Consider the following 13,260-nt stretch of genomic DNA (forward strand, 5'->3'; position numbering starts at 1 on the left):
TACGATTCCACCGGTTACCGCTGAGACTTTAGCTCGTCAAGCTGCTTCTTTGCCTTATGAAGCTTGACGAATATTTCGTTTCGCTTCGTGCCGTCCTTCGCGCGTGAATGGTCACCTTCAAGTTTAGCGATTTGGTTCGTGAGCTCGATCATCGTTTCTTGCCTGGTAAGACGCTCTTCGAGGTTGTTTCCATCGGCGTCACCAAAGATGACCTGAGCGCACAGGCTTTGCCACATGTCGTCCATCGTTTGGCCGTTCAAACTTAATCGCATGCTGGCCGCATCGTACCAATCGCTTTTGTATGTCTGCATCTGCGCCTCATCCTGATGTCCGGGGCGTACAGGCAGCTTGCGTTGAAATGCAGAGCACGCTTGCCACTTGCTGCTCTGGTTTCCCAAAGTATCACTATCGGCATCATCTTCGCTGTCGGCAAGTGTGGCATCGCGTACGCAGACGAATAGGATATTGGACGACGAACGCAGTTTGGCGATATGCTCCATAACTTCGACGGGGGCATCGGCGCCGGTTTGCCGCAGTCCCATGACAAGAACTTCTTTTACCTTGGTTCCTGCGGCGGCGTTGAGGGTGCCAGGTCGCAGCAATGCCAGCATTGTAATCGAGTCGATATCGGTTACGAAATGTTGCTTGAGGCGAGACGAAACCGGTGGTTTGAGATAGAACATCTGCTTGGGCAGTACGCTTTTTGCCTCAGGAATCGCGCAGGAATCAGGCAATCCCAGTGAGGTTGCGCTGACGGTCTCACAGTGTGCCACAGTCATTGTCGGCCTTTCTTTTCAATGCCGCTACCGTTAAGTTCGTAATATTCGTGTCCGCTGTTGTCTAAAGCGACGTCGGGTCGGCACTTGCTCGTGGTTTCAATAACAAGTATAGGCGCTTAAATGTGGAGCGAGCATACGCCGTTCAGATTCGCCGTGTGAGTCACACATAGGCATCTTCGCTAAGAGCGGCGCAGGTAAGAAACAGAGATGAGGCGGCGGCTTGCGCGTGGCGCGCAGACCATGTTTCCGTGTACAATACGATATGTTGCCCGGATAGCTCAGGGGATAGAGCACCGCTCTCCTAAAGCGGGTGTCGTCAGTTCGAATCTGATTCCGGGCACTTGTTTTGCATCGGTCGATTTCCCGGTTGGTTTGCCGGCTTGGAGACATTCGAAGTTTCGCTTCTTTGTCTGACTTACTTTGTGTCCTGATAGAGCAGAGTACTCGCGTTCGAGCGGATACTTGCGCGGTGTACGGCTCTATTTGACAGGATGATTAAAACGTCAATCATTGGAGTTGTCAAATGGCTGGAGTGTGCTGAGTGCAGGAGGGGATGCGATGAGCAAGGCGCGGGCCCAGTCGGGAAAGTCCGGCAACGCCGCAAAGAAACGAGTGAACGGCGACACCTGCAAACCCGTCAAAGGGAACGGAAAGTCTGTGCGAAAGTCGCGGAGTTTCCTTCAGCGGTGTAGACGCTTCGTGTTTGGTTTTATTGCTTGGGTGTTGCTGGTCGTCGCTCTGTTGGGCACGCTGTCGCGTGCGTTGCCGGAAGAGTTGCAATCGTTGCCTTATGTGCCTGTAGTGGCGGCGTTTACCCCTTGGTTTGTGCTGCCTGGTTTGGTGTCCCTGGTCCTGGCTCTGGTTTCTCGCCGATGGTTTGCGGCGTTGCTTGCTCTGATGTGTGTAGGGTTGCAAGGATGGTGGCAACACCCCTATTTTGTACCGCAAAGTCATCTCGGTGACACTGCAATCACGGCGGTAAGCGGCAGAAAGGCGAACATCGACGACGGATATGCGCGCGTCATGACGGCGAATGTTTATCGGGGTAGGGCGGATGTAAAGGCCATCATTGCGGCTGTGCGTGACCAGCGAGTTGAAGTTTTGGCGTTACAGGAGACAACACGTTCATTCATCAATGATCTCAAATCCCAAGGCATTCACGATTATCTGCCTTATTCCCAAGTCTCTTCGTCGGACGGTAAGTACGGCAATGCGCTGTTTTCCGCGGTGGCCTTGGATTCTCCTTCCGATGATGACGTTGATTCTGCTGCATCGTTCATGCCGGGTGGCACGGTTTCGCTCGCTGGGGGAAAGACGCAGGTTCGATTCGTGTCCGTTCATACCACGTCACCAAAGCCCGGCCGCTGGGTCCGGTGGCGCACTTCACTCGATGAGGTCGCCAGAATGAAATCTCGCGAGGATGTCAAATATGTGTTGATGGGAGATTTCAACTCGACTACCGATCACACGCCATTGCGCAATATCCTCGGCTCTCGATTCCATGATGCAGCCCAGAGTGCTGGGCGCGGACTGGTGTTTACTTGGCCGTCTGATATGGCGGGAGTTCCCAAATTCGCAGGCATTGACCACATCGTACTTGACCAAGGCCTCGTGGCCGGTCAGGTCAGCACTTTATCAATTCCAGGGTCTGACCACGACGCATTGTTGGCCACCATCATGGTGCAATAAATCTCCAAGTTCGCAGTACCGATGGGTTTCTTGATTTCGTCGTGATGCACAAGTTAGTGCAAGCGAAGAGCTTCATCTACCTTAGTGATAACATCGAAGTCAGGCAGCGGATGCCCAGTTTTGCAAGTGAGATTACAATGAGGAGTACTCATGGATCAGAAAACGTTGGTAGAGAAGCTTTCCAAAGTCACCACTATCAGTGAAGTGCTTGAGGTCACCAAGGAAGCAGGGAAGTCGTTGACGGTCGAACAGGGCGACATGCTCCTGCAGCGTTTGTTCAAAGCAGAGAACGATACCGGCAAGTTGATGGGCGACAGTGTGGAGAAGGCAATCAAGGAATTCTTTGGCTGAAACATCAATGGCCTCTGTTCTGCGACTGGGGAATAAAGGCCAATGATACGAGTTGGCGGTTTACGAATAGTAGTTGGGGCCTGTCAGCACCATTCATCGGACAGGCCCCAACTGCATCTTCTGATAGTTACTGCCTATATGGCTTCGGAGATGGCCCCCACGCTACCCTTTGCGTCTCCGAACAACATGGAGGTGTTGCGTTGAAGAACAGCGGGTTTTGCGCCCCGGCGTAACCTGCTCTCATCGAACGTTTCAGCACCACGACCTGCTTGGTCTTCCAGACGTGCAACACCGGCATGCCGGCGATGGGGGAGTTCGGATCTTTGGCCGCTGCCGGGTTGACGGTATCGTTTGCTCCGATAATCAATACGACGTCGGTGTTCGGTAAGTCGTCGTTGATTTCGTCCATTTCCATGACGATGTCATAGGGGATTTTGGCTTCAGCGGGCAGGACGTTCATATGTCCGGGCAGGCGGCCGGCCACTGGGTGAACGGCAAAGCGAACTTCGATACCCTGCGCTCGCAGCTTTTCGACCAGACTTGCGACAGCCTGCTGCGCATTGGCCGCGGCCATGCCATAACCGGGGGCGATAATGACAGAGTTGGTGTTTTTGAGCATTTCTGCCACGTCAGCCGAGCTGGTTTCATGCACTTCGCCGGTGATTTCTTTCCCGCACCTCCCTTGGCAGGCTCATCGCTGAAACCGCCGAAGATGACGGACATGAACTTGCGGTTCATGGCCTTGCGCATCAGGTAGGACAGGATGGCGCCGGAAGCACCGCTCGGCGATCCGGTGATAATCAGCAGATTATTGTCGAGCATAAATCCCGATGCTGCAAATCAGTATGGCCCTGGTTTCATCAGTGAGATCTGCTCGCTCGTCGGTGCGTTGACGCTTGCTACGATGTCGGCATTCCACACCTCGGTCGCGTCGCCGATCGTCGCCCCAGCCTGCTGATAATTGTCGTCGAGGAATCCGGTCTGCTTGCAGGTCCCGGTTTCCGGCATCACCTTGTATCCCAGTTTCCCAAGTTGAACAGCGGTTTTCGGCGTTACCGCCACCAGTTGTTCACCGGGAGAAATCTCCTTGGGTGTTCCAATAATTACTGTTGTTTCCGCTTTAGTCTAATGACGACATCTTCTTCTCGGGATTGCATACAACTTCACGGTTGTCTTTTGCTCTGATAACTGATGTCAAGAATATTGATTGTAGCCGTATTTTGTGCTTTACCACGAATGATGGGCGTTGTTGAACAGATTGTTGTGTTTAAGTAGGGAAATTTCTCTGCAGAATGATCCGTATGACTTCGAGACAGATACTAAGAATGGGGTTGTATCAATAATCGCAAGAGCTGATGAAATGGAAGATGTTCGTTTAGTCTGTTCCGGTTGAAAGTTTTGAAAGATGGTCAACATGTCGTAAGAATTACAATATGATAGATTCTGAAAAACTTCGCTAATCAAGGAAGGGTTCGTCACGAGGTTTCAAAATAATAAAGTATGGCCAGTGATAGCTGCCGGTGTCTTATCTTTTGGTTTATTTGCCAGCCTTCCGGCTGCGGCTGTGGCATCTACGGTGGAAGAATCCACAGTCAATACTTTTGGTACTTGTCGTCTTGTAGCTGATGCCAGTCGCAATTCGTCAAATGTATATTTCTATGGAGGAAGGTTGGGGTGCGCGAACGGTGCTTAATACACATGTCCTGGCCAAGCGTGACATTCGATTCAGCCCAGATCAAATTTTCTGGGATCAGGCTATTCCGAGTGGAAATGGGATGAGGAGTGGTTCGGTTCGAGCCACTGCTGGGCATAGATATTATACTGAAACTTATTCGTCTACTGGTGCGAAGATGCAGTCTGGTCGAGTGTGATGTTCTATTTGTTTTGACTTGTATCTTAGCTTTCGTGTCTGCCATAATTCATTTTTTCGGCAGACGCGAAAGCTTTGAACGGAGGAGTAATGGTTGGTATAGTCCAATGCAAAAACGTAGGATTTCGTTACGGGGAAATCGTGGCATTGTCCGGAGTTTCATTCGATTTGACCTGTGGAGTGACGGGATTATTGGGTGTGAACGGCGCTGGTAAGAGTACGTTGATGCGGTTGTTGGCCACGTTATGCAAACCTTCGTCGGGGTCGATTAGGATAAGCGGCAAAGACGTGTCGAAGACCTCCGAGCGTACAGAGGCGCGGCATCACCTCGGCTATCTGCCGCAGGCATTTGATGTGATGGGATTTTCCACGTTGCTTGCAAATGTGGAATATGCGGCGTGGTCGCATGGCGTCAGCGAAAGTGACGTTCATCGTGTCGCTGTAGAAGCATTAAAAACGGTGGATTTGTCAGATTTGCGGAATCGTCGTGCACGTACGCTTTCTGGTGGACAGCGGCAGCGGTTGGGTATCGCGTGCGCGACGGCACATCGGCCTGATTTACTGTTATTGGATGAGCCGACCGTTGGTGTGGATCCGTTGCAGCGTGCAGCTCTGCGAGATTTGATTGGCAGGCTTGGTCACAGCAGCACAGTGTTAGTGAGTACGCATTTGGTTGAGGATATTGCACGACTTGCTGACCATGTACTCATCGTCGATCAAGGTCGTTTGGCCTTTGATGGTACTGCTGATGATTTGGCATCTATGAGTCCAGATCAGACTGACCGTGCTGCGGCAATCGATCGTGCTTTTCAACAGGTGGTATCCGGATGAGCAAAGATGGCATCATGTCGGACTCTGGTCGACAATCCGACCCTGCATGGTTTCTGATGAGCCGTTATCCTTCCGCGCTGTTGTTGGTGGGAACCGGTTTGTTGTGTGGTCTTGGCGCGTTTATTGCAGGATTTGGTTCTCTTTCAGGTTCCGTTGTTCGCTGGTCGTCGTTCGCTGCGGTCTGTCGTGAAGGAGTCCTGCTGCCTTCCTTGGTCATTGGTGGGGCATCGTTCTTGCTGGGTCGCAGATTTTCCGATACGAATGTGGTGGTCGGTCGTGCAGCTTCACGCGGGGCCGATCGCATCTGGCTGCAACACGGGTTCAGACTCATGTTCGCCGTTATTGTTGGATATACCATTGGGCTGATTCCTGTAGTCATCGGTCTTTCTTTCAAAGCTACTTGGAAGGGGGCGGATTGGTGGGCTCTGCCAGATACCTGGACGGTGTTGTGTTTCCTAGTTGTCTTCGGCATGGCTTTGGCTGTTGTGCTTCACGGGCGTTGGGGGGGCGTTGGTAGTCCCTATGATACTGCTGCTTTCGGTCATAGTGTTGTACTGTGTCAACGAATATGCGCTGACGAACACCGGACACTCGTCGCTGTTGTTTGCGCCGATTTGGGGCAGTCAAAGTCCTGACCTAGGAATGAAGATAGGGTGGCGGGTTCATGTCGCGAGAATCGTCTTTTATTGTCTTCTTTCTATGCTCGTTATCCGAGTAACCTTGGGGAAATTGCAGGGCCGCCATTCAAGGAACGATGTATCATCATGGATGATGGCCTTCGCTTTGGTCATCGTTCTTGTGGTATCCATCGTTTTTCCGCGCAATCTTGTCAGTCCAGAAGCCTACGACTATGCATGTGATGTGACGTCATCTGGGGCTAAGCTGTGTCTGCATCCGGCAGATGTTTCGGTCCGTGCGCAAATCGAACCTTTGATCGACAAGGCGGTAATGCTTACTGGTACGCAAAATGCAACCTATGCCGAGTATGTTCCGGGGGATTTGGCACCGGGACAAGGGCGCACGGTGTTTACAATAGTTTTTGACGGTTCAGGCAATATCGATACAGAACAGGTTGTCCATAACCTTGATTCACAGATTCTGTTTACTGGTAGGCAATGCCTACAGGAGCAGCGCGACGGCAACGGGAGCGATATAGTCTTGGCGGAGCTTGACAGTCGAGTCAGTGGCAAGAGCGAAACCACGATGGAAGATGACACGCGCCTCTTTTCAGGACATTTAGAACCGGGTGCCGGGTTCCAGTCCATGAGCGACAAAGAATTCACTTCCTGGCTCAAGGCGCATTGGGCGGAGGCCAGTTCCTGCACCATGAAAGAGGATGCTCTACCGTGAAAACCCTTGTTTATTATGCAAAAGGACGTTTTCTTGTTCCTGCAATCTTCCTTCTGGTGGCTGAGTTAGTGCTGAGCCTTCGGTACTGGTATCTTCGCGTGCCCTTCTATCTCACGGGACAGGGAATGCCGACCTACCTGATTATGACGATTGTCATTGGCCAGATTGCAGGGACGTTGGCGTTGGCCTGCATTGCGCCCAGAATTCCGCTGATTGACAGGCTTGCCACACGGAAAGTGCGTTTTTGCAATGTTGTTGCTGCTGCCATTGTCGCACTGGTTTCAGCTACGATACCGTTCTTCTGGTATCAATTGTTCACCGTTATTCCTATCGGCATGGTTCCTTGCCATAAGGATTATATTGCAGACGGGCAACGCTTTACTGAAGCCGTCTCTTCGACTCTTCCGGTTTATTGTTTCATTTCTATCATGATGTACATGGTCATTGCCATCACGGTCACCGCACTCGCAGGCAAGCTCATTGGTACGGTGTCCTCGTTCATCACCCTCATCGCTGTAATCCTTGTTCAGGCCATCTGGCCAAACAATGACAATCTGCAGGGTGGCTTTATTCAAGACCCTAGTCACGCCGTTGTAGCTGTCGTCGTGGTCATTGCACTTCTCGCTGCAAGCCTGACGGTTTGGTATCTGACCGATGCCGGCGCTCCGCTTGCTGACAAATACAGATAGTGAAGAAAAACACTTCAGTATGGAAGCGATTCCCTGTCAGACATCGAACACCCGTCTTGAACGGTCCGGATTTCCGTTTGAGGCGGGTGAATACGTGGCCTAATTGCAGACCGTTATTCGAGGTTTGACTGTGTGCCTGCTGTGGCGGCAGTTGATTGTTGCTCAGCTTCGGCGTTCTCCAGTTTTGCGCGAACTTCGTTGAGCAGGCTTTGAGCTCTTCTGGCGAGCGCCTCGCCGACCTCCCACTGGTGCATCGACTGGTCGAGACTCAGACCGCCTGCCTCCAACGCTTGCACTGCCTTAATGAGATTGTCACGAGCCTCTTCGTAAGGCATGTTGGCGATCTGATCGCGCTCTTTGTCGCTGAGGCTCGAGGCTGGAGTCGAAGCCTGTCCAGCGTTTGCCGGTTTTGACTCGTCCGTCTTGTTCTCTTCCGCATTCTTGGTTCTTGCTGCCATGTCAGGTCCTTTGTTCCTCAATGTGCTGTTCTGATGTCAATGATAGTTGGGGTGGGTGTCCGTCATCAACGCAACTAGGCCACGTCGATGATGCGATGAGCTGCGTAGTTATTCGGGAGTTGCTGCTGTAGCCTCCGCGACCACTTCCCCGTGCTTCAACGTAAGGGTGAGCATGTCGCCGGGGGAGACCGACGAAGCATCGTCGAGGACGTGTCCGTTCGCCGCTTGGACCACGGCATAGCCGCGATCGAGCGTGGACTGTGGACTCAGGGCGGTGAGGCTGGCATCCAGTCTTTCCACGGTGAGGCTGGCATCGTCCACAAGTCGAGTGAGTCCCAACTCCATCCGTTGTCTCGATTCATCGAGGAACCGTTGATGTGGTTCAAGCATGGTCTGTGGATGGGTGAGGCTTGGACGGCTCGCATACCCCTCAATGACACGAATTTCGTTGTCGATGCGGGCGTTGATGCGCATATCCATTTGGGAGCGGGCATTGGCGATGAGTTGCCACTGTTCATGCACGTCCGGCACCACTTTCTTCGCGGCGTCGGTGGGGGTAGATGCACGCAAATCCGCTGCCAAATCGATCAGCGTCCAGTCGTCTTCATGACCCACCGCCGAAACAATCGGTGTCTGGCAGGCGGCCGTTGCACGTACCACGCCTTCGTCCGAAAAGCCGATAAGGTCTTCGAAGCTGCCGCCGCCTCGGGCGACGATAATGACATCGACCTGCGGGTCGGCATCAAGTTTCTTGATAGCGGCGACGATTTCCTGTGGACATTGGGCGCCTTGCACATGTGCATGCACGACCTTGAATTCCACTGCTGGCCAGCGCAGGTTGACGTTGGTGATGACATCGCCTTCCGCGCGGGCCTGCGGTGCGCAGATCAGCCCGATGCACTTGGGGAATTCCGGCAATTCGACCTTGTTTTCCTGATCGAACAGGCCTTCGCCCTTGAGTTTTTTGCGCAGCTCATCGATTTGAGCTTTTAGGTCTCCTGCGCCGATACGTCGGATATCGTCGGCGACGAAGCTCAGTCGTGTGGCTTTGATCCAGATATCGGGCTTGCCGTGAATCACAACTCGGTCGCCCTGATGGAAGTTCGAGGCCAAGGCGACGAAATTGCGGAATCCCATCACTGAAATGGAGATATCCTCGAAATTGTCGCGCAGGGTGATGTAGCCGGAGGTTGCGCGCCGCATGTTGATTTCGACGATTTGCCCCTCGATCCATGAGCCCGGCCAGCGTTGGACCGCTTCATGGTATTTCTGGCTCACTATGCTCACCGGCCAGGGGTTTTCCGCAGTGGTGTCGCGTGCCAGTCTGGGCAGCTGATCGAGCGGTCTGGGTCCCTGATCCAGTGAGGTTCCGCCAGCTCCGGATCCTATGGACCCTTCGGATAGGGTATCGCCATATCTTGTATTGAACGCCATGGTTCCACAATCCTCTCTATGAAGGACAAGCGTTTATTCGGTTGTTGTTTTTGATAAGTTTCATCGTCTGTGTGAACGGGTGGACAGATTTCGTGTCTGGTTGTTTGCGACACACCGAAGGTTTGGTCCTTGAAATTTTTTGGGTTGTGATTTTCGCTATATTCTGCCATTGTTACTATATCTGGGATGAAACGACGAGTGATTGCCCTATATCTAGTATTTGGGACGTCGTATAGTGATGAAAGACACAATGGTTTATATGCTTGTGGTTTGCTTCACTCGTTGTACCAATTGGGGTCAAGTAAGTTCTGAGGAAGGGATTGTGATGCAGGATCAGGTTCTAGATGAGCTGACAACGCAGGGCGCGGGCGTAAAGACCGTGTTGGTAGAGAAGCGTGACGGCCGTATCGTCGATTTTGACCCAGTGAATATTGTCGCCGCGGTCAAGTCGGCCTTTAAGGATCTCGACAAGAAAGTCGGCCCTGAGGAAGAACGCATGATTCGTGATCTTGTGGATGGCATCGAAGGCGATATTAAGGAACGATACAGCGGTCCTGCCAAGATTGAAGACATTCAGAATCTCGTCGAGCACGGCCTGGTTGAGAACCACCTTTATGATGTGGCTCGCACCTATACCAGTTACCGCCTGAACAAAGACATTGAGCGTGCGAAGGCCACCGACATCAATGCGGCCGTTGAACGTCTTGTCAACAAGGATGAGGCGCTGGTTCGTGAGAACGCCAACAAGGATTCCAACGTGTATGCCACACAGCGTGATCTATTGGCCGGCGCGGTCTCCAAGGCATCTGCGTTCTCCATGCTGCCCCCGCGTGTATCCAACGCACACATGAAGGGTGATATTCACTTCCACGACGCTGATTACTCGCCGTTCACCGCTGAAACCAATTGCAGCCTGCCGAACTTTGCCGATATGCTTCACAATGGTTTCGAGCTGGGCAATGCGATGATGGACACTCCAAAGTCGATCGGCACCGCGGCTACGCAGATTACTCAGATTATCAAGGATATCGCCGGAGACCAGTATGGCGGACAGACCGTCAATCGTGCTGATGAGATGCTTGATGAGTATGCGCGCAAGGACTATCGCAAGTTCCTTGATCAGGCCCGTACCATGATTCCGGATTCCATGTCCGAAGACGTGGCGCAGGAAATCGTTGATGGTCTCAAGGCAGACGAGCCCAAGTCCCTTCACTTTGATGCGGATCGTGAGCCTCTGCCTCAGGATACGCCGTTCCATGAGAACGTTTCCAGGCTTGAGCAGATTCGTGAGATTTACGCGAAGATTATGACGCGTAAGGCCATCTACGATGCCATGCAGACGATGGAATACCAGATTAACTCCAACCGAGTTTCCAACGGTCAGACCCCGTTTGTCACCGTCGGTTTCGGACTGGGCACCTCGTGGTTTTCTCGCGAGATCACCCGATGCATCTTCCTGGTGCGTATCCTCGGTCTCGGCCGCGACCACCACACTGCGATCTTCCCGAAGCTTACGTACGCAGTCAAGCATGGCGTTAACTCCGAACCGAATGACCCGAACTATGATTTGAAGCAGCTTGCACTCGAATGCTCATCCAAGCGCATGTATCCCGACATTCTTTTCTACGAGAACATCGTCAAGATCACCGGTTCCTTTAAGGCTCCGATGGGTTGCCGTTCCTTCCTGTCCAGCTGGGTCAATCCCGAGACCGGTCAGGATGAGGAAGAGGGGCGCATGAACCTTGGTGTGGTTACTCTCAACGTTCCCCGTATTGCGTTGGAGTCGCACGGTGACAAGGATCGCTTCTGGAAGCTTTTCGAAGAGCGTCTGAAGGTTGCCCACGAGGCTTTGCAGTTCCGCATCATGCGTTGCAAACAGGCCAAGCCGGTCAATGCTCCCACGCTTTATCGTTATGGCGCTTTCGGACGTTTGTCCACCAATGACAGCGTCGATCAGCTGTTCAACCATGATCGTGCGACGATTTCGCTCGGTTATATCGGCTTGTACGAGGCTACAAGTGTCTTCTATGGCAAGGATTGGATGACCGACCACAGCTGGGACGACGAAGGCAAGGAATTTGCGCTTTCCATCGTCAAGAGGATGCACGATTTGTGCGTTCAGTGGTCTAAGGAAGAGGGCTATCACTATTCGGTCTATTCCACACCGGCTGAGTCGCTTACCGATCGTTTCAACCGCATGGATCATGACAAGTTCGGCGATGTGCCTGGCGTTACCGACCATGACTTCTATACGAACTCTTTCCACTACCCGGTATGGCTTTCGCCAACACCGATGGAGAAGCTCAACTACGAGAAGGACTTCCCGTACTATGCTTCGGGCGGGTTCATCAACTATTGCGAGTTCCCGACCATGCGTTCCAACCCAAAGGCGCTCGAGGCCGTGTGGGATTATGCGCATAACATCGGTATCGGATACCTTGGCACCAATACCCCGATTGACCGTTGCTATCTCTGCGGTTTCGAGGGTGACTTCGCGCCCACAGAAGAAGGCTTCAAGTGCCCCGAGTGCGGGAATTCCGACCCGGATCAGTGCAATGTCACCAAGCGTACCTGCGGCTACCTTGGTAACCCGGTACAGCGTCCCATGGTTCATGGTCGGCACGAGGAAATCACGCATCGTGTGAAGCATATGAGTGGTGAAACCGGCCATGTCGTGCTCAAGGATGGCGCCGAGCGTCAATGGTATGAAGAGGCAAAGTAGTTCTTTGTATGTAGGGCGGTAGCAGGGGCGGTTCATCGATTGGTGGCCGCCTTTGTTTTAGTTCGGATGGACCTGTCTAAACAAGTTCCTATGTATTTGTCGTATGTCGTTTGAATAGGGAATGACGAAACGAAAAGAGGTAACAATGGGCAAGCTCGCAGGTGGTAGACTCCATGATTTTGCGGCAGATGAGCAGAATCGCGGCCCTTGGATTCCTACGACTTATGCTAATAACCCCAAAGCTGGGCAATGGACGAGCGAACGGCTGAGCCACGGCATGATTGCCGATTACAAAAGCATGGTGATGACCGATGGTGAGGGTATCCGTTGCTCGATCTATGTGTCCGGTTGCCCGTTCCATTGCGTCGAATGTTTCAATGAATCCATTTGGGATTTCCGCGCGGGGCAACCGTATACGCAGGAACTTGAAGACAGGATCATCAGGGATTTGTCGCAGGATGTGATACAGGGGGTTACCTATCTTGGCGGTGAGCCGTTGCTGAATACCGGTGTGTTGCTCAAACTTTCTCAGCGTATTCGCGAGGAGTTCGGCCATGATAAAGACATTTGGTCCTGGACTGGGTATACCTGGGAAGAATTGATGCGCTTTGGCGAAAGTTCGGACAAAATCGAATTGTTGCGGTACATCGACGTTTTGGTTGATGGTCGATATATGAAAAATCTCCACGATTCGTTGCTGCAGTTCCGTGGCTCAAGTAACCAGCGCATTCTGGATGTACATGCTTCCTTCGAAGCGGGGGAGGCTGTAATCTGGCCGAAATTGCATGATCAGCATCGTTTTATCCCGGAGATTTATGGCAAAGACCGATCCTTTGGCGAAGGGGCCGCCAGCTGAGCGTTGCTGAAAGAGAAATGTTGTGCTTTGAGACGCAACCATGGCCTTGCAAGAAAAGGCGGCAAAAGCGTCTTGCATGTTTTATTGGTTTTGTCAAGAGATATACGTCACAATGCTTGCTTCTGTGAGCTGAATTTGGATTCATAATAACAGAAACTGGGCTGCATGCCTACTAACCTTGTCAAGTAAATGTGTGTAAGCTCACAGCGTTGCATCGCATACAACGATGTG

Annotated in this window: 12 protein-coding genes, 1 tRNA gene and 1 pseudogene; 9 read left to right on the plus strand and 5 right to left on the minus strand. The window is 52.3% G+C overall.

Annotation, left to right across the window (positions count from 1 at the left end):
- Positions 1-14: 14 nt before the first annotated feature.
- The gene (locus tag GA0061077_RS00315) at positions 15-779 is read right to left on the minus strand and encodes a DUF4391 domain-containing protein (protein WP_091846968.1); all 765 of its coding nucleotides are present in this window, start codon (positions 777-779) and stop codon (positions 15-17) included.
- Positions 780-1,046: 267 nt separating this feature from the next.
- Here GA0061077_RS00315 and GA0061077_RS00320 point away from each other — a divergent pair.
- From GA0061077_RS00320 to GA0061077_RS00330, 3 genes are all read left to right on the plus strand, one after another.
- A tRNA-Arg gene (locus GA0061077_RS00320) sits at positions 1,047-1,119 on the plus strand.
- A gap of 218 nt (positions 1,120-1,337) precedes the next feature.
- Positions 1,338-2,468 (plus strand): endonuclease/exonuclease/phosphatase family protein, encoded by a 1,131-nt coding sequence (locus tag GA0061077_RS00325; protein WP_091846969.1) that lies wholly within the window; start codon positions 1,338-1,340, stop codon positions 2,466-2,468.
- A gap of 150 nt (positions 2,469-2,618) precedes the next feature.
- A complete protein-coding gene (locus GA0061077_RS00330) occupies positions 2,619-2,819 on the plus strand; it encodes a hypothetical protein (RefSeq protein ID WP_091846970.1) in 201 nt (66 codons plus the stop codon).
- Positions 2,820-2,946: 127 nt separating this feature from the next.
- On the opposite strand, the pseudogene GA0061077_RS00335 reads toward GA0061077_RS00330, so the two are convergent.
- Together GA0061077_RS00335 and GA0061077_RS00340 are read right to left on the minus strand one after the other, a co-directional pair.
- Positions 2,947-3,641, minus strand: a pseudogene (locus tag GA0061077_RS00335) (NAD(P)(+) transhydrogenase (Re/Si-specific) subunit beta).
- Between the two features lie 18 nt (positions 3,642-3,659).
- Positions 3,660-3,923, minus strand: a complete 264-nt coding sequence (locus GA0061077_RS00340) for a hypothetical protein (RefSeq protein ID WP_091846971.1) — start codon at positions 3,921-3,923, stop codon at positions 3,660-3,662.
- 856 nt (positions 3,924-4,779) lie between these two features.
- Here GA0061077_RS00340 and GA0061077_RS00345 point away from each other — a divergent pair.
- The 4 genes from GA0061077_RS00345 to GA0061077_RS00360 all read left to right on the plus strand — a co-directional run bounded on the left by GA0061077_RS00345 (position 4,780) and on the right by GA0061077_RS00360 (position 7,559).
- Complete coding sequence (locus GA0061077_RS00345) at positions 4,780-5,520, plus strand: ABC transporter ATP-binding protein (RefSeq protein ID WP_091846972.1); 741 nt, start codon at positions 4,780-4,782, stop codon at positions 5,518-5,520.
- The gene (locus GA0061077_RS00350) at positions 5,517-6,155 is read left to right on the plus strand and encodes a hypothetical protein (protein WP_091846973.1); all 639 of its coding nucleotides are present in this window, start codon (positions 5,517-5,519) and stop codon (positions 6,153-6,155) included. The genes GA0061077_RS00345 and GA0061077_RS00350 overlap by 4 nt, the downstream gene beginning before the upstream one ends.
- A 136-nt stretch (positions 6,156-6,291) precedes the next feature.
- Complete coding sequence (locus tag GA0061077_RS00355; RefSeq protein ID WP_200754430.1) at positions 6,292-6,870, plus strand: hypothetical protein; 579 nt, start codon at positions 6,292-6,294, stop codon at positions 6,868-6,870.
- Complete coding sequence (locus GA0061077_RS00360; RefSeq protein WP_091846975.1) at positions 6,867-7,559, plus strand: hypothetical protein; 693 nt, start codon at positions 6,867-6,869, stop codon at positions 7,557-7,559. The genes GA0061077_RS00355 and GA0061077_RS00360 overlap by 4 nt, the downstream gene beginning before the upstream one ends.
- A 113-nt stretch (positions 7,560-7,672) precedes the next feature.
- Here the strand turns inward: GA0061077_RS00360 and GA0061077_RS00365 are convergent, their stop codons facing one another.
- On the minus strand, positions 7,673-8,017 hold the full coding sequence (locus GA0061077_RS00365) for an exodeoxyribonuclease VII small subunit (protein WP_091846976.1): 345 nt from the start codon (positions 8,015-8,017) through the stop codon (positions 7,673-7,675).
- Positions 8,018-8,125: 108 nt separating this feature from the next.
- The gene (gene xseA, locus GA0061077_RS00370; RefSeq protein WP_091846977.1) at positions 8,126-9,451 is read right to left on the minus strand and encodes an exodeoxyribonuclease VII large subunit; all 1,326 of its coding nucleotides are present in this window, start codon (positions 9,449-9,451) and stop codon (positions 8,126-8,128) included.
- A gap of 325 nt (positions 9,452-9,776) precedes the next feature.
- Here xseA and nrdD point away from each other — a divergent pair, with 325 nt between their 5' ends.
- On the plus strand, positions 9,777-12,173 hold the full coding sequence (gene nrdD, locus GA0061077_RS00375; protein ID WP_091847533.1) for an anaerobic ribonucleoside-triphosphate reductase: 2,397 nt from the start codon (positions 9,777-9,779) through the stop codon (positions 12,171-12,173).
- A gap of 121 nt (positions 12,174-12,294) precedes the next feature.
- Positions 12,295-13,029, plus strand: coding sequence for an anaerobic ribonucleoside-triphosphate reductase activating protein (gene nrdG / locus GA0061077_RS00380; protein ID WP_234696436.1), 735 nt, complete (start codon positions 12,295-12,297; stop codon positions 13,027-13,029).
- Positions 13,030-13,260 lie beyond the last annotated feature (231 nt).

The organism is Bifidobacterium commune (genome assembly GCF_900094885.1).
Classification (GTDB): domain Bacteria; phylum Actinomycetota; class Actinomycetes; order Actinomycetales; family Bifidobacteriaceae; genus Bifidobacterium; species Bifidobacterium commune.

Bases quoted from the DNA above. Each gene is read 5' to 3' on its own strand.
- GA0061077_RS00315 (WP_091846968.1), bottom strand. From the start codon at position 779: ATGACTGTGGCACACTGTGAGACCGTCAGCGCAACCTCACTGGGATTG.
- GA0061077_RS00325 (WP_091846969.1), top strand. From the start codon at position 1,338: ATGAGCAAGGCGCGGGCCCAGTCGGGAAAGTCCGGCAACGCCGCAAAG.
- GA0061077_RS00330 (WP_091846970.1), top strand. From the start codon at position 2,619: ATGGATCAGAAAACGTTGGTAGAGAAGCTTTCCAAAGTCACCACTATC.
- GA0061077_RS00345 (WP_091846972.1), top strand. From the start codon at position 4,780: ATGGTTGGTATAGTCCAATGCAAAAACGTAGGATTTCGTTACGGGGAA.
- GA0061077_RS00350 (WP_091846973.1), top strand. From the start codon at position 5,517: ATGAGCAAAGATGGCATCATGTCGGACTCTGGTCGACAATCCGACCCT.
- GA0061077_RS00355 (WP_200754430.1), top strand. From the start codon at position 6,292: ATGGCCTTCGCTTTGGTCATCGTTCTTGTGGTATCCATCGTTTTTCCG.
- GA0061077_RS00365 (WP_091846976.1), bottom strand. From the start codon at position 8,017: ATGGCAGCAAGAACCAAGAATGCGGAAGAGAACAAGACGGACGAGTCA.
- xseA (WP_091846977.1), bottom strand. From the start codon at position 9,451: ATGGCGTTCAATACAAGATATGGCGATACCCTATCCGAAGGGTCCATA.
- nrdD (WP_091847533.1), top strand. From the start codon at position 9,777: ATGCAGGATCAGGTTCTAGATGAGCTGACAACGCAGGGCGCGGGCGTA.
- nrdG (WP_234696436.1), top strand. From the start codon at position 12,295: ATGACGAAACGAAAAGAGGTAACAATGGGCAAGCTCGCAGGTGGTAGA.